Source organism: Isoptericola variabilis (assembly GCF_050311655.1).
Classification (GTDB): domain Bacteria; phylum Actinomycetota; class Actinomycetes; order Actinomycetales; family Cellulomonadaceae; genus Isoptericola; species Isoptericola variabilis.
This window is the reverse complement of sequence record NZ_JBNOZM010000008.1, coordinates 168,055-193,999: the sequence shown is the minus strand read 5'-3', so window position 1 is coordinate 193,999 and position 25,945 is coordinate 168,055. Positions and strand designations below refer to the sequence as shown.

Here is a 25,945-nt window from a genome sequence, read left to right as displayed (position 1 = left end):
TGTCAGCCACCGGACTGCCCTGCGGCTCCTCCTGCGTCACGCACGACCTCCAGCAGCTCCTCGTGGGCCACGTCGCCGATCACGACCACGGCGGGCGCGCGGACCCCGACCTCCTCGGCACGCTTGGCGGCCAGGTCGAGGGCGACGCGCGTGACCCGCTGGTCGGGCAGCGAACCTCGTTCCACGATAGCGACGGGCGTCGCCGGCGCGGCGCCCGCGTCCAGCAGGCGGGCGACGATCCCGGGCAGCGCCGCGACGCCCATGAGCACCACGAGCGTCGCCGCCCGGGACGTCACGCAGGCGACCGAGACGTCGTCGAGCACGTCGCCGCCCGCGTCCCCGTCGCGGGTGTGGCCCGTGACGACGTGGAACGCCGTCGTCGTGCCCCGGTGCGTGAGCGGCACCCCGGCCAGGGCGGGCGCGGCGAGCGCGGACGACACCCCGGGCACGACGTCGACGGGCACCCCCGCGGCGCGGCAGGCCGCGACCTCCTCGCCGCCCCGGCCGAAGACGAACGGGTCGCCGCCCTTGAGGCGCACCACGCGCTGACCGGCCAGGGCGCGCGCCACGATCAGCGCGTCGATCTCGGCCTGCGGCAGCGTGTGCCGGCCCGGCGACTTGCCGACGTCGACGACCTCGACGCCGGCGTCCAGGTCGTCGAGCACCTCGCGGGGCACCAGCCGGTCGGTGACGACGACGTCGGCCGTGGTCAGCGCGCGCCAGGCGCGGTAGGTGAGCAGGTCGGCGGCGCCCGGCCCCGCGCCGACCAGGGTGACGCGACCGCGGGCCGCGCCCGGCGTCGTCATCCGATCCCCACGTGCACGACGCCGCCCGACACGACGACCGGGTACGACGCGAGGTCCCCCGCCAGCCCACCCCGCGGCACCTTGCCCGCCGCGTCGAGGCAGCGGCCGGTGTGCAGCTCGAAGACCTGCTTGTACACCGGCGACGCCACCGTGGGCGTGCCCCGGCGGGTACCGACGATGCCGCGGGACATGACGTTCGCCCCCGAGTACGGGTCGAGCTGCTGGACGGCGCAGACCGTGCCGTCCAGCAGGCGGAAGAGCGCCACCTGCAGCTCCTCGCCGTCCGACCCCGTCACGAGGGCGGCGGCGCCGCGCTCCGGCGACAGCGCGTCCAGCGGGCAGACGGCGGTCCAGCCGGGGCCGTCCACGATGCTCGTGTCGGTGCTCGCGTCGGTGCTCGTGTGGGTGGGGATCGGGGTCAGGGCGGTCATGCGCGCACCTCCAGGGTGGGGCCGGCGACGAGGACGGGGCTGGTGAGGGCGGAGACGAGCTCGGGGTCGGCGCTCCCGGCGGCGACCTCGTCCGCGGTGGCGGGCCGCTTCTGCCCCCGCTCGGGGACGTACGCGAGCGTCGGGTCGGGCGTGGTCGGGGCGTTGACGAAGGAGCCGAAGCGGGCCAGCTTCTCCGGGTCCTCGAGCACGGCCTTCCACTCGTCCTCGTACCCCTCGACGTGCCTCGCCATCGCGGCGTCGAGGTCCGCGCCGATGCCGAGGGAGTCCTCGATCACCACCTGGCGGATCGCCTCGAGCCCGCCCTCGTACTCCTCCACCCACGGGGCGGTGCGCTGCAGCCGGTCCGCGGTGCGGATGTACAGCATGAGGAAGCGGTCGATGGTGCGCAGCAGCTCGGCGGACGACAGGTTCTCCGCCAGCAGCTGCGCGTGCCGGGGCGTCTGCCCGCCGTTGCCGCCCACGTAGACGTTCCAGCCCTGCTCGGTCGCGATGACGCCCACGTCCTTGCCCCGCGCCTCGGCGCACTCCCGCGCGCAGCCGGAGACGCCGAGCTTGAGCTTGTGCGGGGAGCGCAGGCCGCGATACCGCAGCTCGAGCTCGACGGCCATGCCGACGGAGTCCTGCACGCCGTACCGGCACCACGTGGACCCCACGCACGACTTGACGGTGCGCAGCGACTTGCCGTACGCGTGCCCCGACTCGAACCCGGCGTCCACGAGCCGCCGCCAGATCTCCGGGAGCTGCTCGACGCGCGCGCCGAACATGTCGATCCGCTGGCCGCCGGTGATCTTCGTGTAGAGGCCGAAGTCCTTCGCGACCTGCCCGACGACGATCAGCCCCTCGGGCGTCACCTCGCCGCCCGGCATGCGCGGCACCACCGAGTAGGTGCCGTCCTTCTGCATGTTGGCGAGCAGGTGGTCGTTGGTGTCCTGCAGCGTGGCCTGCTCGCCCGCGAGGATGTGCCCGTTGCCGAGGCTGGCCAGGATCGACGCGACGGTGGGCTTGCAGATGTCGCAGCCGCGGCCGGCGCCGCTCGCGCCGTCCGGCACCCGCCCGAACCGGGCGATGATCTCGCTGAACGTGTGCAGGTCGGCCACGCGCACGGCGTCGAACAGCTGGGCGCGGGAGAGCTCGAAGTGCTCGCACAGGGCGTTGCTCACCTCGACGCCGGCCTTCGCCAGCTCCGTCTTCGTGAGCTTGGTGACCAGCGGCAGGCAGGCGCCGCACGTCGTGCCGGCGCGGGTGCACGCCTTGACGCCCGCGACGTCCGTGCAGTCGTGGTCCGTCACGGCGCCGCGGATCGTGCCCGCCGAGACGTTGTTGCACGAGCAGACCTGCGCGTCGTCGGGCAGCTCGAGGGTGGGCGCGCCCCCGGTCCCCTCCGGCAGGAGGAAGGCGCTCGGGTCGCCGGGCAGCTCCGCCCCGAGCATCGGCCGGAGCGACGCGTAAGGCGTCGCGTCACCGACGAAGACGCCGCCCAGCAGGGTGCGCGCGTCGTCGGCCATGACGAGCTTCTTGTAGACGCCGGCCAGCGGGTCCGCCCACACGATCTCGACCGACTTCTCGGTGCGCCCGTGCGCGTCGCCGAAGCTCGCGACGTCGACGCCGGACAGCTTGAGCTTGGTGGCCGTGTCGGCGCCCGGGAACGTCGCCTCGCCGCCGAGCAGCCGGTCGGCCACGACCTCCGCCATCGTGTTGCCGGGGGCCACCAGGCCGAGGCAGCGGCCCTCGATGCAGGCGACCTCGCCGATCGCCCAGACGTGCTCGTCGGCGGTGCGGCAGGTGAGGTCGACGACGGCGCCCCCACGCTCGCCGATCTCCAGCCCCGCCGCGCGGGCCAGCTCGTCGCGGGGCCGCACGCCCGTGGCCATGACGACGACGTCCACGTCGAGCCGGCCGCCGTCCGCGAAGTCCATGCGGCCCACGTGCCCGGTGCGGCGGTGCGGGCGGATCGCCTTCGTCGCGGTGTCCGTGCGGACGGAGATGCCCTTGTCGTTGATGAGCCGCTTGAGCGCGTGCCCGCCGCCCAGGTCGATCTGCACGTCCATGAGGTGCGTGCCGAACTGGATCACCGTGGCCTGCGCGCCGAGCGCCTTGAGCGCACCCGCCGCCTCCAGCCCCAGCAGGCCGCCCCCGACGACGGCGCCGCGCACCGGCCGCTCGACCACGCCGCCCCGCGTCTCGACCCGCCCCGCCTCGCGCTTGGCCTCCACCCAGCCGCGCAGCGCCGCGACGTCGTCGATGGTGCGGTACACGAAGACGCCGGGCAGGTCGTTGCCGTCGATGGGCGGCATCGCGGCGCTCGAGCCGGTCGCGAGCACGAGCTCGTCGTAGGCGTGCACCCGGCCGAGGCGGTCGGTGACGGTGCGGGCCGCGCGGTCGATCGACGCGACGGCGCAGTCGCGGTGCAGGTCGACCAGCGGGTCGTCCCACAGCGCCGGGTCGCCGAGCGTGAGCTCCTCGGCGTCGCGCACCTCGAAGTAGCGGGTGAGGCCCACGCGGTCGTACGGCTTGCGCGGCTCCTCCGCGAAGACGGTCACGCGCCAGGTGCCGGCGTCGTCGCGCGCCCGCAGCGCCTCGACGAAGCGCTGCGCGACCATGCCGCCGCCCACGACGACGACGTGCCGCGGGTCCGGCCGGGGGCTGGGGGGCGTGCCCTGCGTCTCGTTCATGGCGCTGACGCTAGGAAGCCGCCGTGTCGCCGCCGTCAGGCCGCGGTTACCTCACGGGAACATCTGCCTCACGCGCGAAACACGCCCCGCGAGAGGGCGGGGAGGTCAGCAGCCGGGGACGACCCGCAGCGGACCCTCGTCCGGCGTCGGGACCTCGAAGCCGTCGTGGAACGCCGCGGCCGTCTCCGGGGCCAGGACGACGTCGTGCGGGTGCGTGGCGGCCCGGGCGGCCACCCGGGCGAGGGCGACGTCGCGCGGGGTGTCGACGTGGACGACCAGCACGTCCGCGCCGTGCGCCGACCCGAGCGCCCGGTACTCGTCCCGGGACGCGCGGGACCAGAACGACGAGTCGACGACGACGTCGCGCCCTGCGTCCAGCAGCGTCGCGACCCGGGACCGCAGCGTGTCCGCCACCTCCCGGGCGACGTCGTCGGGCAGCGGGTGCACGGCCGGGTGCCCCGCCGCCCAGGCGAGCTCGTCGACGGACGCGACCGCATACCCGTCGGCCGCCCAGCGGCGGGCGTGCGTGGACTTGCCCGCTCCGGCGGGTCCGCACAGCAGGACGAGGTGCGACACGGTCGTGACGCTACCCTCGCTGTCCATGCCGACGACGCCGACGACACCAAGGACGCAGCTCGACCCGCGCACGACGACGAACCCGCTGGTCCGCGCCGGCGGGCGATGGCTCGGCCGGCTCAACGACCGCTTCCCGTGGAACCACAACGACCACTTCCACGGCTGGATCCTGCGGCGGCTGCCGCGACGCCGGCGCCGCGCGCTCGACGTCGGCTGCGGCACCGGCCTGCTGGTCGACCGGCTGCGGCGCGCGGGCGCCACCGTCGTCGGGCTGGACGCGGACGCCGCGATGGCCGAGGTGACCGCCGGGCGGTTCGCGGGAGACCCCGGCGTGACCGTGCGGCACGGCCGGTTCGAGGACGTCCCCGCCGACGGCTCGTTCGACGTCGTGACGATGGTCGCCTCCCTGCACCACATGGACCTCGAGCCCGCCCTCCGGCACGCCGCCGGCGTCCTGGCCCCCGGCGGGCGGCTGCTGGTGGTCGGCCTGGCGCGGATCGGCGCGCCGCGCGACCTCGCCGTCGACCTCGTCTCGTCGTTCGTCAATCCCGTCGTCGGGGTGGCCAAGAGCCTGCGCCGATCCCGCGTGCCCGCCGGGGTGCTCGGCGACGACGTCCCGCCCGTGCCGATGCGCGACTCACGCGAGTCGTACGGCGAGGTCCGCGACACCGCCCGCCGCGTGCTGCCGGGCGCGAGGTTCCGGCAGCGGCTGTTCTTCCGCTACACGCTCGAGTGGACCTCCCCGACCTCCTGATCCTCCGTCGCCGGCCTCGCCGTCGTGCTCGACAGCCACTCCACCAGCCCGCACACCGCCTCCGTGCAGCTGCCGCAGCCGGTGGTGGCGCGCGTGGCGCGGGCGACGGCCTCCCGCGTCGTCGCGCCGCCGGCCACGCAGGCCGCGACGTCGTGCTTCGTGACGCCGTTGCAGCGGCAGACGGTGGCGTCGTCGGGCATGTGCTCGGGGCTGGACGCCGGCTCGGCGGCGGGCATGACGGGCGTGAGCAGCAGGAACGCCGGGTCGGCGGGCACGGGGGTGCGGCGGGTGTAGGCGGCGGTGAGGTCGGCGGCGACGCGGGCGTCGCCCACGCACGTGGCACCCACGAGGACGCCGCCGGCCACCACGGCCTCCACGTAGCGCCCCGCGGCCGGGTCGCCGAGGCGCACGGCCCGCTCCCCCGGCGCCGGGACGCGGCCGGAGCCGCAGCGGCCCATCGCGACCACGCTCAGCGGCCCGGCCTTGACCTTCACGACGTCGGTGCCCCGGGCGTCGACGCCGCCGGCCCGCGCCCCCGGCGCGCGCGACGACAGCAGGGTCCCGAGGCGCACCGCCATCGACGGTGACGTGCCGTCGCCCGGCAGCCGCAGGTGCTCGCGCGGACCCTCGACCGCCGCCGCGCGAGGCCGGGCAGCGAGCGCCACCAGGTGCTCGGCCAGCCGCCTCGCCTGGTCCCAGCCCTCCGCGACGAGCCCGCGCGACCCCTCCGGCGGCTGCGCGCAGTCCCCGACGGCGAAGACGCGCGGGTCGGTGACGCTCGCCAGGTCCGGTCCCACGACGACGCCCCGCTCGACGGCGAGCCCGGAACGCCGCGCCAGCGCCGTCTCCGGCGCCGTGCCGCAGGCGAGCACGACCAGGCCCGCGCCGAGCGTCTCCCCGGGCTCGGTGGTCGCGCCGTCGAGCCGCACGCCCACGGCCCGGCCCCCGACGACGAGCACCTCCTGCGGCCGCACCCCCGTGCGCACGGCCACGCCCGCCGCCTCCAGGCCCGCGCGCAGGACGGCGCCGGCCTCGTCGTCGAGCTGCCGCTCCATCGGCGCGCCCGCGCCGTGCACGAGCGTCGTGGGCAGGCCCCGACCGGCGAGGCCGAGCGCCACCTCCACGCCCAGCACCCCGCCTCCGACCACCACCGCACGCGGGGAGTTCACCGTGGCGGCGACCACCTCGCGGGCGTCGTCGAGCGTGCGGAGCGCGTGCACCCCGGCGGGCAGGGACGCGGGGTCGTCGCCCAGGCCGGGCACGTCCGGCAGGCGCGCGGCGGCGCCGGTGGCGAGGACCAGGTGGTCGTAGGGGTGACGGGTGCCGTCGTCGGCCACGACGGTGCGAGCGTCGCGGTCGACGGCCGCCGCGGTCGTGCCGCGCAGCACGCGAGCACGGCCGTCGTCGACCGTCGGCATGCTGATCGCCGCGACGTCGGTGCGGCCCGCGACGACGTCGGACAGCAGCACCCGGTTGTACGGCTCGTACGGCTCGGCGCCGAGCACCGTGACGTCGAGCGCGCCGTCGGCGTCGCGCCGGGACAGCTCGTCCGCGAGGCGCGCGCCCACCATGCCGTGCCCGACCACGACCACCCGGTGCGGCACGCGCAGGCCGTGCTGCGAGTCGAGCTGCGGGTCGTGGCTCATGCGGGGACCTCCAGGGTCTCGACGTGTTCCGCCGCCGCGGCCGGGGCGGCGTCGGCCGGCGTCACCGCCACGGCGCAGACCTTGAACTCCGGCATCGCGGAGACCGGGTCGACGGCGTCGGTGGTGAGCCGGTTGACGCTGCCCGGGCCGCTCCAGTGGAAGGGCATGAAGACGGTGTCCGGGCGGACGGCGTCGGTCCAGCGGGCGGTCGCCTCGACGACGCCGCGCGCCGAGGTCAGACGGGCGCGCCCGCCGTCCGGCACGCCGACCCGCAGCCCGAGCAGCGGGTGCAGCTCGACGTACGGGTCGGGGACCAGCCGCTCCAGCTCGGGCACGCGGTGCGTCTGCGCGCCGGACTGGTAGTGCTGCAGCACGCGACCGGTGACGAGGTACGTCGGCGCGTCGGGGCGCACGTCGTCGGCCGGGCCGGCGTGGTCGACCGCGACCATCCGCGCCCGGCCGTCCGGCGTCGCGAACCGCTCGAGGAACACGCGCGGCGTCCCGGGGTGCCGTTCCCGCGACCTGTCAGGACCAGGGCCGTGAATACCCGATCGTGGCCCTGACGAGTCACGGTCCCCAGAGTTGTCAGAGCCAGGAGCACCAGAACCTTCGCGTGGTCCTGACAGGTCGGCGGGGGTGGCGGGGCAGGGCCAGTACAGCCCCGGGCCGCCGGCGGCCTCGTGCGCGTCGAGCCGGGCGTGGCTGAGCCCGGAGTAGTCGGCGACACCGCCGGCCGACGCGCGCGCCAGCTCGTCGAACACGGCGGCAGGCTCGGTCGGGAAGAAGACGTCGGAGCCCTGGCGCCGCGCCAGCTCCGCGAGGATCCACAGCTCCGACCGGGCGTCGCCCGGCGGGTCCGCGGCGCGACGCCGGCGGAGCACGCGGCCCTCGAGGTTCGTCATCGTGCCCTCCTCCTCCGCCCACTGGGTGGTGGGCAGCACCACGTCGGCGAGCAGGGCGGTCTCGGACGGCACGACGTCGCACACCACGAGGAGGTCGAGGGCGGCGAGGCGCTCCCGCACGCGGTCGGCGTTCGGCGCGGACACGACGACGTTCGAGCCGTGCACCAGCAGCGCGCGCGGCCCGCCCGGGGTGCCGAGGGACGTCAGCAGCTCGACGGCGGGCACGCCCGGCCCCGGCAGCGACCCCGGGTCCACGCCCCACACCCCCGCGACGTGCGCGCGGGCGGCCGGGTCGTCGATCCTGCGGTAGCCGGGCAGCTGGTCGCACTTCTGCCCGTGCTCGCGCCCGCCCTGCCCGTTGCCCTGGCCCGTGAGGCAGCCGTACCCCGACCCCACCCGGCCCACGAGCCCGAGCGCGAGGGCCAGGTCGATCGCCGCCGTCACGGTCGCGGTGCCCTGCGCCGACTGCTCGACGCCGCGCCCCGTGAGCACGTAGGCCCCGCGGCCCCCGCGCGACGGCGACGCCGCCGCCAGCAGCCGCGCCACCCGCCGCAGCTCCTCGGCGGGCACGCCGCACACCGTCTCCGCCCGTTCGGGCCACCAGGCCGCGGCCGACCGGGCGACGTCGTCGAACCCCGTGGTCCGCGCCGCCACGTACTCCCGGTCCACGAGACGCTCGGCCACCAGCACGTGCAGCAGCGCGAGCAGCACCACGAGGTCCGTGCCCGGCACAGGCTGCAGGTGCACCCCCTCGCCGGGCCCGGCGAGGCGGGCGGTCGCCGACCGGCGCGGGTCGACGACGACGAGCCCGCCCACGGCGCGCGCGCCGGCGAGGTGCTGCACGAAGGGCGGCATCGTCTCGGCCACGTTGGAGCCGAGCAGCAGGATCGCGTCGGCACCGGCCAGGTCGGTCACCGGGAACGGCAGCCCCCGGTCCAGGCCGAACGCCCGGTTCCCCGCCGCCGCGGCCGACGACATGCAGAACCGGCCGTTGTAGTCGATGAACGGCGTGCGCAGCACGGTCCGGGCGAACTTGCCGAGGGCATACGCCTTCTCGTTCGTCAGCCCGCCGCCGCCGAACACCGCCACGGCCTCGGGGCCGTGCTCGGCCGCCAGCGCGGCGAGCCGCCGGGCGACCAGGTCGAGCGCGTCGTCCCACGCCGCCGGCGCGAGCGCGCCGTCGGCGCCGCGGACCAGGGGCGTCATGAGCCGGTCGGGGGCGCGCAGCACGGTCGCGCTGGTCCACCCCTTCTGGCACAGGCCGCCGCCGTTGGTGGGGAACTGCCGCGGCGTCACCGTCACCGGCAGCGCGGCCCGCCCGTCCGGCACCTCGCCCGCGGGCGCGAGGTCCATGCCGCACTGCAGGGCGCAGTACGGGCAGTGGGTCGCGACGCCCGCCCCGACCGAGGGCGCCGTCATACGCGCGCCGCCCGCATCGCCGTACCGGGGCGCGCGTACACCGCCCAGGTGACGACGGCCATCACGGCGTACGCCCCGACGAACACCCAGAGCGCGGCCACCAGCGAGCCCGTCAGGGACGTCGACATCGCGAACCCGCGCGGCACGAGGAAACCGCCGAGCGCACCGACCGCACCCGCGATGCCGATGCAACCCGCGGCCGCGCGGGCCGTGGCGGCGGCGTCGCGCCCCGCTCCCGCGACCCGGAACGCCGCCGGGATCATCCGGTACACCGACCCGTTGCCGACGCCGGTCGCGACGAACAGCACGAGGAACGACGCGAAGAAGAGCCCGAACCGGTGGCTCCCGAGCGCGGAGATCGCGCCGACCGCCCCGGCCATCATCACGGCGTAGCACCCGACGGTGACGACGGCGCCGCCCACGCGGTCGGCGAGGATGCCGCCGAGCGGTCGCGCGACCGATCCCACGAGCGCGCCGAGGAACGCCAGCGACAGGCTCACCTCGGGGAACTGGCCCGCCAGCAGCGTGGGGAACGCGCCGGAGAAGCCGATGAACGACCCGAACGTGCCGATGTAGAGGAACGAGATGACCCACGTGTGCGGCTCGCGCACCGCGACCGCGAACGACCGCGGGTCGGCCTTCGCCGCCGAGAGGTTGTCCATGAACCGCCAGGCGAGGACCGCCGCGAGCACGATGAAGGGGACGAAGACGAGGCTCGCGCGCTCCAGCGCCACGCCGGCCCCGGTGACGATCACCAGCGGCACGACGAGCTGCACGACGGCGGTGCCCAGGTTGCCGCCGGCGGCGTTCCAGCCGAGCGCCGCGCCCTTCTCCCGCTCGGGGAAGAAGAAGGAGATGTTCGCCATCGACGACGCGAAGTTGCCGCCCCCGAAGCCCGCGAGCGCCGCGACGGCGAGCAGCACGCCGAACGACGTCTCCGGCCGCTGCACCACGACCGCCAGCGCCAGCGTGGGGATCAGCAGCAGCGACGCCGACACGACCGTCCACGTCCGCCCGCCGAACACCGGCACGGCGAGGGTGTACGGGATGCGGAGCGTGGCGCCGACCAGCGAGGGCACCGCGATGAGCCAGAACATCTGGTCGGTGGTGAGCGTGAACCCGGCGGCGGGCAGCTGCGGCACGACGATCGACCAGAGCGCCCACACGCAGAACCCGAGGAACTCGGCGAACACCGACAGGACGAGGTTCCGGCGGGCGACGCGACGTCCGCCGCCGGCCCAAAACGCCGGGTCCTCGGGCCGCCAGTCGTCGATCCAGCGGCCGGGGCGGGCGTGCGTGCCCGGGGGTGCGACGGCCGGGGCCGGGGCAGCGGTCGGAGCAACCATCGTGTGTCCTCCTGTGCGCGGGCCCGACGTCGCCGGGCGGTGGTCTCGAACTGGCCTGGAATCACCGGCGCGTCGTCGGGCCGGTGGTCCGACGCTAGGAAGGCGGTGTTTCGCCCCCGGACGTCGAGGCGTGAAATGCGCGTGAGCACGAACGCACAGCCGTCGCGACAGGCCTGTGAGCAGGCAGGTTCGACATGCGCCACCCCAGGTCCGGGCCCATGATGCGAAGCAGTGACTCTTCGGTCCCCCAGCCCCAGGAGTGCGCATGTCGACCACCCGCCCGTCCGTCACCGCTGACCTCGGGGCGGCGCCGCCGACCGGGGCTGCCGACGCCCTGCTGCGGCTCGGCAAGCACCTGCGCAAGGGGGAGGTGTCGGACGACCTGCGCCAGCTGTTCCTCAAGGGCGGGCGCGAGGGGGACGTCTTCTACCGGGACCGGTGGTCGCACGACAAGGTGGTGCGCTCCACGCACGGCGTGAACTGCACGGGCTCGTGCTCGTGGAAGGTGTACGTCAAGGACGGCATCATCACGTGGGAGACGCAGCAGACGGACTACCCGTCGGTGGGCCCGGACTCCCCCGAGTACGAGCCGCGCGGCTGCCCGCGCGGCGCCGCGTTCTCCTGGTACACGTACTCCCCCACGCGGGTGCGCTACCCGTACGTGCGCGGCGTGCTGCTGCGGGCGTACCGGGAGGCGAAGGCCGCGGTGGGCGGCGACCCGGTGCTCGCGTGGGAGCGGCTGACGTCCGACCCGGAGACGGCGCGGGCGTACAAGAGCGCGCGCGGCAAGGGCGGCCTGGTGCGGGCCACGTGGGACGAGGCGGCGGAGATCGTCGCGGCGGCGCACGTGCACACGATCAAGGCGCACGGCCCGGACCGCGTCGCGGGCTTCTCCCCCATCCCGGCGATGTCGATGGTGTCGCACGGCGTCGGGGCGCGGTTCGTGCAGATGCTGGGCGGCACGATGCTGTCGTTCTACGACTGGTACGCGGACCTGCCGGTCGCCTCCCCGCAGGTGTTCGGCGACCAGACGGACGTGCCGGAGTCGGCGGACTGGTGGAACTCGTCGTACCTCGTCATGTGGGGCTCCAACATCCCGGTGACCCGCACCCCGGACGCGCACTTCATGGCCGAGGCGCGCTACCGGGGCACCAAGGTCGTCTCGGTCTCCCCCGACTACGCGGACAACACGAAGTTCGCCGACCAGTGGCTGGCGCCGCAGCCGGGCACGGACGGCGCGCTGGCGATGGCGATGGGGCACGTCATCCTGCGCGAGTTCCTCGTCGAGAAGCGGACCGCGCCGTTCGTCGACTACCTCAAGAGGTACGCGGACGCGCCGTTCCTGGTGCGGCTGGACGAGAAGGACGGCGCGTACGTGCCGGGCAAGTTCCTCACGGCCGCGGACGTGGACGACGCCGTCCTGCCGGGCGCCTCGAGCGCGGCGAACCCGAGCTTCCGCACGCTGCTGCTGGGCGCCGACGGCGCCGTCGTCGCGCCGAACGGCACCCTCGCCGACCGGTACGGCGAGGCGGGCGAGGGCAGGTGGAACCTCGACCTGGGTGACGTCGACCCGCTGCTGTCGGTGGCCGACGGCGCGGCGTCCGGCGAGCAGGGCACCGCGGCGGTGCTGCTGCCCCGGTTCGACATCGTGCCCGACGGCGACGAGGCGAGCGGCGCCGATGCCGCCGAGCAGCAGCACCTGGGCGGCAAGGGCGTGCTGACGCGCGGCGTGCCGACCCGGCGCGTGGGCGGGCACCTGGTGACGACGGTCTTCGACCTGCTGCTGGCGCAGTACGGCGTCGAGCGGAAGGACCTGCACCTGCCGGGCGACTGGCCCACCGGCTACGACGACGCGACGGCCCCGGGCACCCCCGCCTGGCAGGAGGAGATCACCGGCGTGCGGGCCGCGGACGCCGCACAGATCGGTCGGGAGTTCGCGCAGAACGCCGAGGACTCCGGCGGCCGCTCGATGATCATCATGGGCGCGGGCGCGAACCACTGGTTCCACTCGGACACGATCTACCGCGCGTTCCTCACGCTCACCACGATCACCGGCTGCCAGGGCGTCAACGGCGGCGGCTGGGCGCACTACGTGGGCCAGGAGAAGTGCCGTCCGATCACCGGGTGGGCGCAGTACGCGGGCGGCCTGGACTGGTCGCGACCGCCGCGCCAGATGATCGGCACGGGCTGGTTCTACCTGGCCACGGACCAGTGGCGGTACGACGGGATGCCGGCCGACGCGCTCGCCTCCCCGCTCGCGCCGGGGGTGCTGGCGGGCCGCACGACGGCGGACTCCCTCGTGGAGTCGGCGCAGCGCGGCTGGATGCCGAGCTACCCGACGTTCGACCGCAACCCGCTGGACCTCGTCGACGAGGCGCGCGCGGCGGGCAAGGAGCCCGAGCAGCACGTCGTCGACGAGCTCAAGGCCGGCAACCTGCGGTTCGCCTGCGAGGACCCCGACGACCCGGCGAACTTCCCGCGGGTGCTGACGATCTGGCGGGCCAACATCCTCGGCTCGTCCGGCAAGGGCAACGAGTACTTCCTCAAGCACCTGCTCGGCACGGACGCGTCCGCGCTGGCCGACGAGGCGCCGGCGGACCGCCGTCCGGCCTCGATGACGTGGCACGACGAGGCGCCGCGCGGCAAGCTCGACCTGCTCGTGACGATGGACTTCCGCATGACGAGCACGACGCTGTTCTCCGACGTCGTGCTCCCCGCGGCCACCTGGTACGAGAAGCACGACCTGTCGAGCACGGACATGCACCCGTTCGTGCACTCGTTCAACCCCGCGATCAACCCGCCGTGGCAGACCAAGACCGACTTCGACACGTTCCACACGCTGGCGGGGCTGGTCTCGCAGATGTCCGTGGAGCACCTGGGCGTGCGCGAGGACCTGGTCGCGACGCCCCTGCTGCACGACTCCCCCGACGAGCTCGCGGTGCCGCACGGCACGCTCACGGACGCGGGTGCGCCACCCGCGGAGCGCCAGCTGGTGCCGGGGGTGACGATGCCGCGCCTGCAGGTGGTGCAGCGCGACTACCCGGCGTTCGCGGCGCGCATGGCCGCGCTGGGGCCCCTCACGGACTCCAAGGGCATGGCCACCAAGGGCGTCGCGTTCATGCCGGACGAGGAGGTGCGCCGGCTCGGGCAGGTCAACGGCCTGGTGACGTCCGGCCCCGCGGCCGGGCGCCCGCGCCTGGACCGCGACACCCACGCCTGCGAGACGATCCTGGCGCTGTCCGGCACCACCAACGGCCGCCTCGCGGTGCAGGGGTTCGAGCACCTGGAGAAGCGCACCGGGCAGCGGCTGGCGGACCTCGCGGCCGACGACCAGGCCAAGCGCGTCACCTTCCCGGACGTGCAGTCGCGCCCGACGACGGTGATCACGTCCCCGGAGTGGTCCGGGTCGGAGCACGGCGGGCGGCGGTACACGGCCTTCGCGGTGAACGTGGAGCGGCTCAAGCCGTGGCACACGCTCACCGGCCGCCAGCACTTCTACCTCGACCACGACTGGATGATCGAGCTGGGCGAGCAGCTGCCCGTGTACCGGCCGCCGCTGGACCTGCACCGCCTGTTCGGCGACTCGCCCGTCCCGGGCACCTTCGACGACGGTCGTGCCGACGGCAGCGGCACGGGCCACGCCGCCGTCGCGGTGCGCTACCTGACCCCGCACTCCAAGTGGTCCATCCACTCGGAGTACCAGGACAACCTGTTCATGCTGTCGCTGTCGCGCGGCGGCCCCAACGTCTGGATGAGCCCGGCGGACGCCGCGAAGATCGGCGTGGCGGACAACGAGTGGATCGAGGCGGTCAACCGCAACGGCGTCGTCGTCGCGCGCGCCGTCGTCTCCCACCGCATGCCCGAGGGCACCGTGTACATGCACCACGCCACGGACCGCACGGTGGACGTGCCGCTCGCCGAGACGTCCGGGCGCCGCGGCGGCATCCACAACTCCCTGACACGCATCCTGCTGAAGCCCACGCACCTCGCGGGCGGGTACGGGCAGCTCACCTACGCGTTCAACTACCTCGGCCCCACGGGCAACCAGCGGGACGAGGTCACGGTCATCCGACGCCGCTCGCAGGAGGTGCGTTACTCGTGAAGGTCATGGCCCAGATGTCGATGGTGATGAACCTCGACAAGTGCATCGGGTGCCACACCTGCTCGGTGACGTGCAAGCAGGCGTGGACGAACCGCACGGGCACGGAGTACGTCTGGTTCAACAACGTCGAGACCCGCCCCGGCCTCGGCTACCCGCGCACCTACGAGGACCAGGAGACCTGGCAGGGCGGCTGGGTGCGCACCAGGCGCGGCAAGCTCAAGCTGCGCGCCGGCGGGCGGGCCAAGAAGCTCGCGTCGATCTTCGCGAACCCCAAGCTCCCGTCGATCCACGACTACTACGAGCCGTGGACGTACGAGTACGACATGCTGCTCAGCGCCCCGCAGGGCGAGCACACGCCGGTGGCCAAGCCAAAGTCGCTGCTCACCGGCGAGGACATGTCCATCCAGTGGTCCGCGAACTGGGACGACGACCTCGGCGGCTCGACGGCGACCATGCAGGACGACCCGATCCTGGCGCACATGAGCGAGCACGTCGCCGAGGAGCTCGAGCAGACGTTCATGTTCTACCTGCCGCGCATCTGCGAGCACTGCCTCAACCCGTCGTGCGTCGCCTCCTGCCCGTCCGGCGCGATGTACAAGCGGGTCGAGGACGGCATCGTGCTCGTCGACCAGGACCAGTGCCGCGGCTGGCGGATGTGCGTCACCGGCTGCCCGTACAAGAAGGTGTACTTCAACCACAAGACGGGCAAGGCCGAGAAGTGCACGCTGTGCTACCCGCGCATCGAGGTCGGGCTGCCCACGGTCTGCTCCGAGACGTGCGTGGGCCGCCTGCGCTACCTCGGCCTCGTGCTGTACGACGCGGACAAGGTCGGGGCCGCGGCCGCCATCGAGGACGAGCACGACCTCCTGGCCGCTCAGCGCTCCGTCTTCCTCGACCCGAGCGACCCCGAGGTCGTCGCCGCGGCGCGCCGCGAGGGCATCCCGGACGACTGGATCGACGCCGCGCAGCGCTCCCCCATCTGGAAGCTCATCCACGACTACGAGGTGGCGCTGCCCCTGCACCCCGAGTACCGGACGCTGCCCATGGTCTGGTACATCCCGCCGCTGTCGCCCGTGGTCGACGTCGTCGCCAGCTCCGGCAACGACGGCGAGGACGGCCGCACCCTGTTCGCCGCCATCTCGCAGCTGCGCATCCCGCTGGAGTACCTGGCCGGCCTCTTCACCGCCGGTGACACCGGGCCCGTCGAGCGCGTGCTGCGCCGGCTCGCCGCCATGCGGTCGGGGATGCGCGAGGTGAACCTCGGACGCGAGTTCCCCGAGGAGAACGCCGCCGCCGTCGGCATGACCGGCGACCAGGTGCAGGAGATGTACCGCCTGCTCGCCGTCGCCAAGTACGAGGAGCGGTACGTCATCCCCACCGCGCACACCGAGGTGGCGCGCGAGCTGGAGGAGATGGCCTGCTCCCTCGACTTCGAGGGCGGCCCCGGCATGGGCGGGGCCGGGCCGTTCGGCTCGTCGTCGGGGCAGCCGACCCCGGTCGCGGTGGAGAACTTCCACGCGCTCGCCGCCCGGCAGACGGCGGACTCCCCCTACGGCCCGTCCACCCCCGGCCGCGTCAACCTGCTCAACTGGGACGGCAACGGCCGGCCCAGCGGCCTGTTCCCGCCGGAGGACTCCGGCGGTGCCGGCGGCACGGACGACAGCGCGGGGGGCCGGTCGTGAGCCGCCTGGCCTTCCTGCCCCGACCGGGCGTGCGCGCCAAGCGCCTCGACCCGCTCGCGCCGGTGGCGCTGGGCGACGGCGACCGCGCCGTCGCGCACATGGCCGCCTCCGTGCTGCTCGCCTACCCCGACGAGGCGACGCTCGCGGCCGCGCCCGTGGTGCGCGCCGCCGTCGAGCACCTGCCCGCACCCGTGCGCGACCGCCTCGCCGGGCTCGCCACGACCCTGCTCGACGGCGACCCCGACGCGCTGCAGGCCCGGTACGTCGCGACGTTCGACCTCAAGCGTCGCTGCGCGATGTACCTGTCGTACTACGCCGCCGGCGACACCCGGAAGCGCGGCGCCGCGCTGGTGCGGTTCGTCGAGGCCTACCGGGCCGCCGGGTTCGAGACCACCGGCGACGAGCTGCCCGACTACCTGCCGACCGTCCTGGAGCTGTCGGCCCGCGGCGGGCCCGACGGCGCCCGGATCGCCGGCGCGCTGCTCGCGGCCCACCGCGACGGCATCGAGGTGCTGCGCTCGGCCCTCGCCGCGCAGCGCTCGCCCTGGACGGCGGCGGTCGAGGCCGTGAGCCTCACCCTCCCGCCGGTCGACGCGGCCACCGCCGAGCGCGTCGCCGACCTCGTGGCCGCCGGGCCGCCCGCGGAGCTCGTAGGGCTGAGCGGTTACGGGGACGGCGGGGACGCCGGGTACGGGAACGAGGGGAAGGACCTGCCATGGGCCTGACGGACGCGACCGCCGACACGATCATCCTCTGGGTCGTGCTGCCCTACGTGACCTTCGCCGTCCTGGTCGTGGGGTCGATCTGGCGCTACCGGTACGACAAGTTCGGCTGGACCACCCGCTCGAGCGAGCTCTACGAGAAGCGCCTGCTGCGCTGGGGCTCGCCACTGTTCCACTTCGGGCTGCTGTTCGTGGTGCTCGGGCACTTCCTGGGCCTCGTGATCCCCCAGTCGTGGACCGAGGCGGTCGGGATCAGCGAGGGCGTCTACCACTTCATCGCGACGTCGATGGGGTCGCTCGCCGCCGTCGTCGCCGTCGCCGGGCTGCTCATCCTCATCTACCGGCGCCGCTCCACCGGGCCCGTCTTCCTCGCGACCACCCGCATGGACAAGACCATGTACGTGTTCCTCGCCGGGTCGCTGCTGTCGGGGGCGTGGGCCACCGTGCAGACGCAGCTCCTGGCGGGCGGCCACGGCTACAACTACCGGGAGACGATCTCCCCCTGGTTCCGCTCGCTCTGGTACCTCCAGCCCCAGCCGCTGCTCATGGAGGGCGTGCCGGCCGCGTTCCAGGTGCACATCGTCACGGCGATGCTGCTCTTCGCGCTGTGGCCGTTCACGCGGCTGGTGCACGCGTTCTCCGCCCCGGTGCAGTACCCGTTCCGGCCCTACGTGGTCTACCGCTCCCGCGAGGCGTCCGTGTCGTCGCGGGCCCCGCGGCCCGGGTGGGACCCGACCACGACGCCGCCCCGCTGACCCGACCTGCCCGACCCGACCGGGCCGGCGTCGCCCGACGCCGCCCGGACCCGAAGGAGGAGACATGACCTCGGCAGCCACCCCCGGACCGGCCGACGCGCCGGCCGCACCGGCCGTGCAGGGCAACGTCACCCAGCTCACCCTCGCGACGATCGGGTTCGCGATCTGCTTCTGGGCGTGGGCGCTGCTGAGCCCGCTGGGCAAGAGCTACGGCGAGCTGTACGACCTGTCCGACTTCGAGGTGTCGGTGCTCGTCGCGATCCCCGTGATCGTCGGGTCGCTCGGGCGCATCCCGATCGGGGCGCTCACGGACCGGTTCGGCGCCAAGGTGATGTTCCCGCTGTGCAGCGCGCTGACGATCCTCCCCGTGCTGTTCATCGGCTTCGTCGCGAACAACCTGGTGTGGCTGCTGATCGGCGGGTTCTTCCTCGGCCTCGGCGGCACGACGTTCGCCATCGGCGTCCCGTTCGTGAACAACTGGTACCCGCCGGCCCGCCGCGGCACCGCGATCGGCATCTTCGGCGCGGGCATGGGCGGCACCGCGATCGCGTCGTTCTCCACGGTGCCGATCCGCGACGCGTGGGGCGACGGCGCCCCCTTCATCATCGTCTCGGTCTTCCTGGCCGTCTTCGCCCTGGCCTCGCGGGCCCTGCTGCAGGACTCCCCGGCGTGGTCGCCGGGCTCCGGCGGGGGCATGTGGGCGCGGACGTGGGCGACGCTGAAGATCCCCGCCACGCTCCAGCTCTCCTGGCTGTACGCGATCGGCTTCGGCGGCTTCGTCGCGTTCAGCGTGTACCTGCCGACGTTCCTGCAGAACGCCTACGACCTCAGCGCCAGCGACGCGTCGTTCCGCACCGCCGGCTTCGTGGTGCTCGCGGTGGTCTGCCGGCCGATCGGCGGCACCCTGTCGGACAAGGTGGGCGGCGTCGCGGTGAACCTGGTCTGCTACGCGATCGTGACCGTCGGTGCCGCCGTGATCATCGCCCAGCCGCCCCTGATCCCCGCGGCGACGATCGCGTTCCTCGCGATGGCGGCGGCGCTCGGCGGGTCCTCGGGCGCGACCTTCGCGCTCGTGGCGAAGATGGCCCCGCCCGGGACGGTGGGGGCCGTGACCGGCGTCGTCGGCGCCGCCGGCGGCCTCGGCGGCTTCATCCCGCCGCTCATCATGGGCGCCGTCTACGGCGCGCAGGGCGACTACGGCATCGGGTTCGGCCTGCTCGCGCTGACCGCGCTGCTCACCCTGCTCTTCACGCTCGGCCCGGTGCGCAGGCGCGTGCAGGCGAACGCCGGATGACGGGTCGCGCGTCCTCACCCCGGCGCCCGGCAGTCCGTGAGGTCCGCGCCGCACGGGCGACACGTCGTCGGCCTAGCGTGGCCCCATGAGCACCGCGCGGAGCACGCCACGCAGCACCCCACGCGGCATGGACGAGCACGTCGCCGCCGTGCTGGCGCGGGTCGCGCCGCTGGCGATCGACGACGTGCCGCTCGCCGCGCTCGCCGCCGAGCCGCCCGGGCGCGCGCTGGGCGCCGACGTGCACGCCGTCGCCCTCGTCCCGCCGTTCGACGCCGCCGCCATGGACGGCTACGCCGTGCGTCTGGCCGACCTCCCCGCCGACGGCTCCCCCGTGACCCTGTCCGTCGTCGGCGACCTCCGCCCCGGCTCGCCCCCCGACCGCTGTGAGCGGGAGACACGCCCTCGACACGCCGACGGCGAGGGCCAAGCTCCCGCCCACAGCACGGGCGGGGCCGCGGTGCGGATCATGACGGGCGCGCCCGTGCCGGGCTGGGCGGATGCCGTCGTGCCGGTCGAGCGGACGTCGACGGGCCGGTTCGTCGCCGGCGGCCCGACGACGGAGCGCGAGGTCACCCTCGCCCGGCAGCCCCGGGCCCACGTGCGGCACCGGGGCGAAGACGTGCGGCCCGGCGACCTGCTCGGCCGGGCGGGCGACGCCGTCACCCCCGCGCTGGTCGCCGTCGCGGCGTCGGGCGGGCTCACCGCACTGCCGGTGCACAGGCGCCCGCGCGTGGCCGTGCTGTCGACGGGCTCGGAGCTGGTGCCCTCGGAGGACGGTGCGGCCGGCGTCGCGACGGACCCGGGCCACATCCCCGACTCCAACTCACTGCTGCTCGCCGCCCTCGCCCGCGCCGCCGGGGCCGACGTGGTGCGCGTCGGCGCCGTCCCCGACGACGCCGACGCCCTCCGCGCCGCCCTCGACAGCGTTGTGGACGCCGGGGGTGCGGCTGCGGTCGATCTGGTCGTCACGACCGGCGGGGTGTCGGCGGGGGCGTCGGACGTCGTGCGTGCGGTGCTCGACGCCGACGACGCGCGGCTGGCGGACGTCGACGTCGCGGCCGTCGCGCTGCGGCCCGGCCGACCGCAGGCGCTGGCCCGCTGGCGGGGCGTGCCGTGGGTGGCGCTGCCGGGGAACCCGGTGAGCGCCTTCGTGTCGTTCGCGCTGTTCGTGCGCCCCGCGGTCGCCGTCCTCGCGGGCCGTGCGCCCGCCCGCCCGGTGCGTCGTGTCGCCGCCGAGGCGTGGCCGAGCCCGCCGGGACGCACGCACGTCGTGCCGGTGCGGACGCTGCCGTCGGGCGCGGTCGCGCGCGCCACGGCCCCGGGCAGCGACCACGGCCCGGGCGGCCACGCGACGTCGGCCCTGCTCGGCGCCGACGCGCTCGCCCTCGTCCCGCCGGACGTCGACAAGGTCGAGGCCGGCGACGAGCTCGACGTGCTGCCGCTCGACCTGCCGTTCGGCGCCGGGGCCTGACGTGGCGCCCGCCCGCGCAACCTCCGCGCGAGACGACGTCCGGCACGACGCCGTGATCCTCGCCGGCGGCCGCGCCACGCGCCTCGGCGGCGTGCCCAAGCCGACCGTGGTGCTCGACGGTGCGTCGCTGCTCGACCACGCCCTGGCCGCGGCCCGCGACGCCGACCGCACCGTCGTCGTCGGGCCCGACCCCGTCGTGCCGCCCGGCCGCGACGTGCTCGTCACCCGCGAGGACCCGCCGTTCGGCGGCCCCGTCGCCGGGCTCGACGCCGGGCTGCGGGCACTCGACGCGGCGGCGGCCCGGGCGGCGCGTCAGGATCCTCCCCCGTGGGTGCTCGTCCTCGCCGTGGACGTGCCACGGGCGGGCGACGCCGTGCCGCTGCTGCGCGCCGCCGTCGACCCGACGGACCCCGACCACGACGGCGCGTACCTGGTCCGCGAGGGCCACGCGCAGTGGCTGGTGGGTCTGTACCGGCGCGACGCGCTGAGGCGTGCCCTCGCCGAGGTGGCGGTGTCGGGCGCCGACGGCCTCGCCGGGGTACCGGTGCGCCGCCTGGTCGCGGAGCTCACCTGCGCCGAGGTGCCGGACGACGACGGCGTGAGCGCGGACGTCGACACCTGGGACGACCTGCGACGGCTTACGGTAGGACTCCACGCAGCAAGCGACACCACAAGTCACACAGCAAGCCACACGGTCGTGGCGGCCCGCGACGGTACGGAGCCCGCGACGACCCGACCGCCGACCGACCGCCCGGGAGGACACCGATGACCGACCAGACGCCCGCCACCCCCCGTGGCACGGAGCCCGGCTCGAGCGTGCTGGACCGGTGGGTGGACGCGCTCGAGGCGGAGCTCGGGCTGCCCCCGCGCAGCGTGGACGTCGGCGCGGTGCTCGACCTCGCGCGCGACGCCGCGCACCAGGTGGCGCGGCCCGCCGCCCCTGTCACCGCGTACGCGGTCGGCTACGCGGCCGGCCTGGCCGCGGCGCGCGGCGAGACGTCCGACGCGCTCGACCGCGCGACGTCGTCCGCGCTCGCCTGGCAGGACCCGGGCCCCGGCGCCACGGCGGTCACCGAGACCGGGGCGGGGAGCTGATCGGATGACGACCGTCTCCCTCGGGATGCCGCGCCTGCCCGGCGCGGGGGTGCCCGACGTGCGGCTGCCCGCGGACCGGCCGGCCACCGGCGGGCTCGTGGACACGTTCGGCCGGGTCGCGACCGACCTGCGCGTCTCGCTCACCGACCGCTGCAACCTGCGCTGCACGTACTGCATGCCGGCCGAGGGCCTGCCGACCCTGCCGAAGGACTCGGTGATGACGCGCGAGGAGATCGTGCGGATCGTCGGGATCGCGACGCGCGACCTGGGCGTACGGCAGGTGCGGTTCACCGGCGGGGAGCCGCTGCTGCGCCGCGACCTCGTGGAGATCGTCCGCGACTGCGCTGCCCTCCCCCAGCGCCCGGAGCTGAGCCTCACGACCAACGCCGTCGGCCTGGACTCCCGGGCGGCGGCGCTGCGCGAGGCCGGGCTGGACCGCGTGAACGTCTCGCTCGACACCCTCGACCCGGACACGTTCGCCACCCTCGCCCGCCGGCCCTTCCTCGCCCGCACGCTCGCGGGGATCGACGCCGCGGCGCAGCAGTTCGACCTGGTGAAGATCAATGCGGTGCTGGTGCGCGGGGTCAACCTCGACCACGCGGCCGAGCTGCTCGCCTGGTGCCTGGACCGCGGCTTCGAGCTGCGCTTCATCGAGCAGATGCCGCTGGACGCCGACCACGCCTGGGACCGCGCCGCGATGGTGACGGCGGCCGAGGTGCGCGAGCAGCTCGGCACCCGGTTCGCCCTGGAGCCCGACGAGGAGCCGCGCGACGGCGCGCCCGCGGAACGGTTCGTCGTGCGGGACCTGGGCGGGCGGGCCGGGAAGGGCGCCGTGGGGCGGCGCCTCGGCCGCGTGGGCATCATCGCGTCGGTCACGGAGCCGTTCTGCGACGACTGCCGCCGCACCCGCCTCACCGCGGAGGGCGGCGTGCGCGACTGCCTGTTCGCGCACACGGAGACCGACCTGCTCGGGCCGCTGCGCGCGGGCGCCGACGACGCCGTGCTGGCCGACCTGTGGCGCGCCGCCATGTGGGCCAAGCAGGCCGGGCACGGCATGAGCGACACCGGCTCGGGCACCGACCTCGACAGCTCGGGCTTCACCCAGCCCGAGCGCACCATGAGCGCGATCGGGGGATGACACGGAGGATGAGGATGACGGATCAGCTGGAGACGACGCGGGCCCTGGGGCAGACCGTGGCGCTGCGCTACTTCGCCGCCGCCCGCGCCGCCCTCGGGCGGTCGGAGGAGACGCTCGACGTCCCGCCGGGCGCGACCGTCGCCGACGTCGTCGCCCGCCTCGCCGCCGTCACCCCCGCGGCCGCGCCTGTGCTGGAACGCTGCAGCGTGCTGCTCGACGGCCGCCGCGCCGCGCCGTCCGACGTCGTGCCGGACGGCGCGAGCCTCGACCTGCTCCCGCCCTTCGCGGGCGGCTGACCCCGCGACGGATCGAGAGCTCAGCCCGCGCGGTGCGCGCGGATGGCGGCGGCCGCCTGCGGCAGCACGTCGGTGAGGTCGCCGACCACGGCGAAGTCGCAGATCTCGAAGATCGGCGCCTCGGGGTCGGAGTTCACGGCCACGATCACCTGCGACGCCTGCATGCCGCCGCGGTGGTGCGGCGCACCGGAGATGCCGGCGCCCACGTAGAGGCGCGGGGCGATGGTGACGCCGGTCTGGCCGATGTAGCGGTCGAACCAGCCCTCGAAGACGGCGTCGCGCGACGCCCCGATCGCGGCGCCGACGGCGTCGGCGAACTCCTCGACCGGCCCGAAGTCACCGCCGGTGCCGCGCCCGCCGGCCACCACGACGGCGGCCTCCTCGAGCGTCGGGCGGCCCGGGGCGCGCACCTTGACCTCGCGCGACGTGACGACCACGCCTGACGTGCCGGCGAGCTCGACGGGCAGCGCGTCGACCTGCGTCGCGACGGCCGCGTCGGCGGGCTCCGGCACGACGGCGTTGGCCCGCACCGTGAGCACGGCGACGTCGGCGGTGACGACGCACCGCGTGTCCCAGGCGCCGGCGAAGACGCGCTTGCCGGCCACGATGCGGCCGTCGCCGTCCTCCCCCACCGCGGCGGCGTCGATGACCAGCCCGGCGCCGAGCGCGTGGGCGGCCAGGGCGGCGGCCTCCTTCGCGGCGAACGTGGCGGGGGCCAGGACGACGTCGGCGTCGGTGCGCCGGACGGCGGCGGCGAGCGTCGCCGCGACGACGGACGGCAGGTGGCGGGCGGCGTCGCCCCCGGCGGCGGCGAGGGTGTCGGTGGGCACCTCGGCCTGGTGCACCGTCTCGACGCCGTACGCGCCGAGCTGGGCGAGCGCCTCGACGGTCGGCGCCTCCAGGGTCACGGCCTCGACGCGGCCGAGGCCGCGCGCGATAGTGAGCAGCTCGAGGGCGCCCGAGCGGACCTCGGTGGCCGGGTCCAGCAGGACGAGGACGGTGCGGTTGCGGGTGGGTTCGGTCGAAGTCGTCACGGTCGCGTCCTCTCAGACCAGCTCGTTGCGGATGAGGTACTCGGCCAGTGCGGTGCCGCCCTCGCCCTTGTCGACCACCAGCTCGACCTCGGGGCGGGCGGGGCGGGGCTCGGCCGAGACCGCCTCGGTGCGCGCCCCGGCGGTGCCGACGGCGGCAGGATCGAGACCGAGGTCGGCGGCCGACCACGCCTCGATCTGCTTGGTGCGGGCCGCCATGATCAGCTTGAAGTTCGGCATCCGCGGCGTGTTCGCGGTGTCCGCGACGGACAGGACGGCCGGCAGGGGCGCGGCGAGCGTCTCGGTGGCCTCGTCGGTCTCGCGGGTGACGGTCAGGGTGCCGTCGGCGACGGCCACCTTCTTCGCCAGCGTGAGCGCCGGGCGGCCGAGCTCGGCCGCGACCAACGCGGGGACCACGGAGCCGAGGCCGTCGAGGGCCGCCATGCCGGTGATGACGAGGTCGACGGGCACGCCGTCCGCCTCGAGCTTGCGCACCCCGGCGGCGAGCGCCGTCGCGGTGCCGAAGTAGTCCGAGCCGGCCAGGGCGTCGTCCGTGACGCGGACGGCGCGGTCCACGCCCATCTGGAACGACTTGCGCAGCGCCACGTCACCGTCGGCCGGAGCGACCGTGAGGGCGACGACCTCGCTCGCCGCGCGCTCGTCCTCGGGCAGCGCGTCGAGGATCCGCAGCGCTGCCTCGAGGGCGTTCTCGTCCAGCTCGTTGAGGGTGCCGACGCCCGGGTCGCGGTCCACGCGACAGTCCACGAATCGTCGGTCCGCGTTGATGTCCGGCACGTACTTCACGGCGACGACGATGCGCACGGGCGCGACCTCCAGCTCACGGTGGGGACGACGGCCGCAGGCGCCGCGACCGACGGGTCGAGCCTACCCGCGGCATCGCCCCGGCAGCCCCCGCGTCCACGGGCGGACAAGTGTGACGCCGCCTACGGTCGGGGGATGCGGATCGACCTCTCCGGCAGGACGGCGCTCGTGACCGGATCCACGCAGGGCATCGTCCTCGCCATCGCCCGCGGCCTCGCCACGGCGGGGGCGCGCGTCGGGATCAACGGTCGTTCGGAGGGCTCCGTCGGGCGGGCGCTCGACGAGCTCGCCCGGGACGTCGAGGGGTTCGAGGGGGTGCCCGTGGTGGCCGACGTCGCCACCGACGACGGGTTCGCCGCCGCCGTCGACGCGCTGCCCGACGTGGACGTGCTGGTCAACAACCTGGGCATCTTCGAGTCCCGTCCCGCCCTCGAGATCACCGACGCGGAGTGGCGGCGCTACTTCGAGGTGAACGTGCTGGCCGCGGTCCGCCTCATCCGCCACCACCTGCCCCGCATGACCGCCCGCGGTTGGGGCCGGGTGCTCGACGTCGCGAGCGACTCCGCCGTCGTCATCCCGGCCGAGATGATCCACTACGGCGCCTCCAAGACGGCGCTGCTCGCCGTCTCGCGCGGCTTCGCCAAGGCGGCGGCCGGCACCGGCGTCACGGTGAACTCCGTCATCGCCGGTCCCACGCACACCGGCGGCGTGGAGGACTTCGTCTACCAGCTCGTCGACCGCGACCTGCCGTGGGACGAGGCGCAGCGCGAGTTCATGCTGAAGCACCGGCCGCAGTCGCTGCTGCAGCGCCTCATCGAGCCGGAGGAGATCGCGAACCTCGTGACCTACCTCGCCTCGCCGCTCGCGTCCGCGACCACCGGCGGCGCCGTCCGGGTCGACGGCGGCTACGTGGACTCGATCCTGCCCTGACCTGCGGGCGAGCGGTGGGCGGCAACGCCGGGCA

At 75.1% G+C, this 25,945-nt stretch carries 21 protein-coding genes; 12 read left to right on the top strand and 9 right to left on the bottom strand.

Features of this window, described 5'->3' with window-relative positions:
* Positions 1 to 2 precede the first annotated feature (2 nt).
* The 4 genes from cobA to ACQP60_RS17615 form a co-directional block, all read right to left on the bottom strand.
* The gene (cobA, locus tag ACQP60_RS17630; protein ID WP_429735262.1) at positions 3 to 806 is read right to left on the bottom strand and encodes a uroporphyrinogen-III C-methyltransferase; all 804 of its coding nucleotides are present in this window, start codon (positions 804 to 806) and stop codon (positions 3 to 5) included.
* Positions 803 to 1,237, bottom strand: a complete 435-nt coding sequence (nirD, locus tag ACQP60_RS17625; RefSeq protein WP_429735260.1) for a nitrite reductase small subunit NirD — start codon at positions 1,235 to 1,237, stop codon at positions 803 to 805. The genes cobA and nirD overlap by 4 nt, the downstream gene beginning before the upstream one ends.
* Complete coding sequence (nirB, locus tag ACQP60_RS17620) at positions 1,234 to 3,930, bottom strand: nitrite reductase large subunit NirB (RefSeq protein WP_429735258.1); 2,697 nt, start codon at positions 3,928 to 3,930, stop codon at positions 1,234 to 1,236. Before nirB ends, nirD begins: the two co-directional genes overlap by 4 nt.
* A gap of 105 nt (positions 3,931 to 4,035) precedes the next feature.
* Positions 4,036 to 4,506: a P-loop nucleotide/nucleoside kinase family protein gene (locus ACQP60_RS17615; RefSeq protein WP_429735256.1), complete on the bottom strand. Its 471-nt coding sequence runs from the start codon at positions 4,504 to 4,506 to the stop codon at positions 4,036 to 4,038.
* 25 nt (positions 4,507 to 4,531) lie between these two features.
* Between ACQP60_RS17615 and ACQP60_RS17610 the strand changes: the two genes are divergently transcribed.
* A complete protein-coding gene (locus ACQP60_RS17610) occupies positions 4,532 to 5,260 on the top strand; it encodes a class I SAM-dependent methyltransferase (protein WP_429735254.1) in 729 nt (242 codons plus the stop codon).
* Here ACQP60_RS17610 and ACQP60_RS17605 read toward each other — a convergent pair.
* Genes ACQP60_RS17605 through ACQP60_RS17595 form a run of 3 tightly spaced genes read right to left on the bottom strand, consistent with a single transcriptional unit; the run spans position 5,227 to position 10,573 of the window.
* Positions 5,227 to 6,906, bottom strand: coding sequence for an FAD-dependent oxidoreductase (locus ACQP60_RS17605; RefSeq protein ID WP_429735252.1), 1,680 nt, complete (start codon positions 6,904 to 6,906; stop codon positions 5,227 to 5,229). The two genes, ACQP60_RS17610 and ACQP60_RS17605, sit on opposite strands and share 34 nt — an antisense overlap.
* Positions 6,903 to 9,227, bottom strand: coding sequence for a molybdopterin oxidoreductase family protein (locus ACQP60_RS17600; RefSeq protein ID WP_429735250.1), 2,325 nt, complete (start codon positions 9,225 to 9,227; stop codon positions 6,903 to 6,905). Before ACQP60_RS17600 ends, ACQP60_RS17605 begins: the two co-directional genes overlap by 4 nt.
* Complete coding sequence (locus ACQP60_RS17595) at positions 9,224 to 10,573, bottom strand: MFS transporter (protein ID WP_429735248.1); 1,350 nt, start codon at positions 10,571 to 10,573, stop codon at positions 9,224 to 9,226. The genes ACQP60_RS17600 and ACQP60_RS17595 overlap by 4 nt, the downstream gene beginning before the upstream one ends.
* A 265-nt stretch (positions 10,574 to 10,838) precedes the next feature.
* Between ACQP60_RS17595 and ACQP60_RS17590 the strand changes: the two genes are divergently transcribed.
* The 10 genes from ACQP60_RS17590 (at position 10,839) to ACQP60_RS17545 (ending at position 23,128) form a co-directional block, all read left to right on the top strand.
* Positions 10,839 to 14,675: a nitrate reductase subunit alpha gene (locus tag ACQP60_RS17590; RefSeq protein WP_429735246.1), complete on the top strand. Its 3,837-nt coding sequence runs from the start codon at positions 10,839 to 10,841 to the stop codon at positions 14,673 to 14,675.
* Positions 14,672 to 16,357 (top strand): nitrate reductase subunit beta, encoded by a 1,686-nt coding sequence (narH, locus tag ACQP60_RS17585; protein WP_429735244.1) that lies wholly within the window; start codon positions 14,672 to 14,674, stop codon positions 16,355 to 16,357. Before ACQP60_RS17590 ends, narH begins: the two co-directional genes overlap by 4 nt.
* Positions 16,354 to 17,082: a nitrate reductase molybdenum cofactor assembly chaperone gene (narJ, locus tag ACQP60_RS17580; RefSeq protein ID WP_429735242.1), complete on the top strand. Its 729-nt coding sequence runs from the start codon at positions 16,354 to 16,356 to the stop codon at positions 17,080 to 17,082. The genes narH and narJ overlap by 4 nt, the downstream gene beginning before the upstream one ends.
* Positions 17,073 to 17,834, top strand: coding sequence for a respiratory nitrate reductase subunit gamma (gene narI / locus ACQP60_RS17575; protein ID WP_429735240.1), 762 nt, complete (start codon positions 17,073 to 17,075; stop codon positions 17,832 to 17,834). Before narJ ends, narI begins: the two co-directional genes overlap by 10 nt.
* A gap of 64 nt (positions 17,835 to 17,898) precedes the next feature.
* A complete protein-coding gene (locus ACQP60_RS17570; RefSeq protein WP_429735238.1) occupies positions 17,899 to 19,128 on the top strand; it encodes an MFS transporter in 1,230 nt (409 codons plus the stop codon).
* 85 nt (positions 19,129 to 19,213) lie between these two features.
* Positions 19,214 to 20,599 (top strand): molybdopterin molybdotransferase MoeA, encoded by a 1,386-nt coding sequence (locus ACQP60_RS17565; RefSeq protein WP_429735236.1) that lies wholly within the window; start codon positions 19,214 to 19,216, stop codon positions 20,597 to 20,599.
* A 1-nt stretch (position 20,600) separates the two neighbouring features.
* Positions 20,601 to 21,368, top strand: coding sequence for a molybdenum cofactor guanylyltransferase (gene mobA / locus ACQP60_RS17560; RefSeq protein WP_429735234.1), 768 nt, complete (start codon positions 20,601 to 20,603; stop codon positions 21,366 to 21,368).
* Positions 21,365 to 21,694 carry a DUF6457 domain-containing protein gene (locus ACQP60_RS17555; protein WP_429735232.1) on the top strand — a complete coding sequence of 110 codons (330 nt, stop codon included), beginning with the start codon at positions 21,365 to 21,367 and terminating at the stop codon, positions 21,692 to 21,694. The genes mobA and ACQP60_RS17555 overlap by 4 nt, the downstream gene beginning before the upstream one ends.
* A gap of 4 nt (positions 21,695 to 21,698) precedes the next feature.
* On the top strand, positions 21,699 to 22,832 hold the full coding sequence (moaA, locus tag ACQP60_RS17550) for a GTP 3',8-cyclase MoaA (protein ID WP_429735230.1): 1,134 nt from the start codon (positions 21,699 to 21,701) through the stop codon (positions 22,830 to 22,832).
* Positions 22,833 to 22,846: 14 nt separating this feature from the next.
* Positions 22,847 to 23,128, top strand: a complete 282-nt coding sequence (locus ACQP60_RS17545; RefSeq protein WP_429735228.1) for a MoaD/ThiS family protein — start codon at positions 22,847 to 22,849, stop codon at positions 23,126 to 23,128.
* Between the two features lie 20 nt (positions 23,129 to 23,148).
* Here ACQP60_RS17545 and ACQP60_RS17540 read toward each other — a convergent pair whose 3' ends face one another.
* Both ACQP60_RS17540 and ACQP60_RS17535 read right to left on the bottom strand, forming a co-directional pair.
* Positions 23,149 to 24,162: an electron transfer flavoprotein subunit alpha/FixB family protein gene (locus ACQP60_RS17540; protein WP_429735226.1), complete on the bottom strand. Its 1,014-nt coding sequence runs from the start codon at positions 24,160 to 24,162 to the stop codon at positions 23,149 to 23,151.
* 12 nt (positions 24,163 to 24,174) lie between these two features.
* Complete coding sequence (locus ACQP60_RS17535) at positions 24,175 to 24,981, bottom strand: electron transfer flavoprotein subunit beta/FixA family protein (protein WP_429735224.1); 807 nt, start codon at positions 24,979 to 24,981, stop codon at positions 24,175 to 24,177.
* A gap of 135 nt (positions 24,982 to 25,116) precedes the next feature.
* On the opposite strand from ACQP60_RS17535, the gene ACQP60_RS17530 reads away from it, so the two are divergent.
* Positions 25,117 to 25,911, top strand: coding sequence for an SDR family NAD(P)-dependent oxidoreductase (locus tag ACQP60_RS17530; RefSeq protein WP_429735222.1), 795 nt, complete (start codon positions 25,117 to 25,119; stop codon positions 25,909 to 25,911).
* The last annotated feature ends 34 nt before the right edge of the window (positions 25,912 to 25,945 follow it).

What these genes read in the sequence shown, in the direction of transcription:
- ACQP60_RS17590 (WP_429735246.1), top strand. Translation starts at nt 10,839, where the DNA reads ATGTCGACCACCCGCCCGTCCGTCACCGCTGACCTCGGGGCGGCGCCG.
- ACQP60_RS17570 (WP_429735238.1), top strand. Translation starts at nt 17,899, where the DNA reads ATGACCTCGGCAGCCACCCCCGGACCGGCCGACGCGCCGGCCGCACCG.
- narI (WP_429735240.1), top strand. Translation starts at nt 17,073, where the DNA reads ATGGGCCTGACGGACGCGACCGCCGACACGATCATCCTCTGGGTCGTG.
- cobA (WP_429735262.1), bottom strand. Translation starts at nt 806, where the DNA reads ATGACGACGCCGGGCGCGGCCCGCGGTCGCGTCACCCTGGTCGGCGCG.
- ACQP60_RS17595 (WP_429735248.1), bottom strand. Translation starts at nt 10,573, where the DNA reads ATGGTTGCTCCGACCGCTGCCCCGGCCCCGGCCGTCGCACCCCCGGGC.
- nirD (WP_429735260.1), bottom strand. Translation starts at nt 1,237, where the DNA reads ATGACCGCCCTGACCCCGATCCCCACCCACACGAGCACCGACGCGAGC.
- nirB (WP_429735258.1), bottom strand. Translation starts at nt 3,930, where the DNA reads ATGAACGAGACGCAGGGCACGCCCCCCAGCCCCCGGCCGGACCCGCGG.
- ACQP60_RS17610 (WP_429735254.1), top strand. Translation starts at nt 4,532, where the DNA reads ATGCCGACGACGCCGACGACACCAAGGACGCAGCTCGACCCGCGCACG.
- ACQP60_RS17605 (WP_429735252.1), bottom strand. Translation starts at nt 6,906, where the DNA reads ATGAGCCACGACCCGCAGCTCGACTCGCAGCACGGCCTGCGCGTGCCG.
- ACQP60_RS17600 (WP_429735250.1), bottom strand. Translation starts at nt 9,227, where the DNA reads ATGACGGCGCCCTCGGTCGGGGCGGGCGTCGCGACCCACTGCCCGTAC.
- ACQP60_RS17545 (WP_429735228.1), top strand. Translation starts at nt 22,847, where the DNA reads ATGACGGATCAGCTGGAGACGACGCGGGCCCTGGGGCAGACCGTGGCG.
- ACQP60_RS17530 (WP_429735222.1), top strand. Translation starts at nt 25,117, where the DNA reads ATGCGGATCGACCTCTCCGGCAGGACGGCGCTCGTGACCGGATCCACG.
- moaA (WP_429735230.1), top strand. Translation starts at nt 21,699, where the DNA reads ATGACGACCGTCTCCCTCGGGATGCCGCGCCTGCCCGGCGCGGGGGTG.
- ACQP60_RS17555 (WP_429735232.1), top strand. Translation starts at nt 21,365, where the DNA reads ATGACCGACCAGACGCCCGCCACCCCCCGTGGCACGGAGCCCGGCTCG.
- ACQP60_RS17565 (WP_429735236.1), top strand. Translation starts at nt 19,214, where the DNA reads ATGAGCACCGCGCGGAGCACGCCACGCAGCACCCCACGCGGCATGGAC.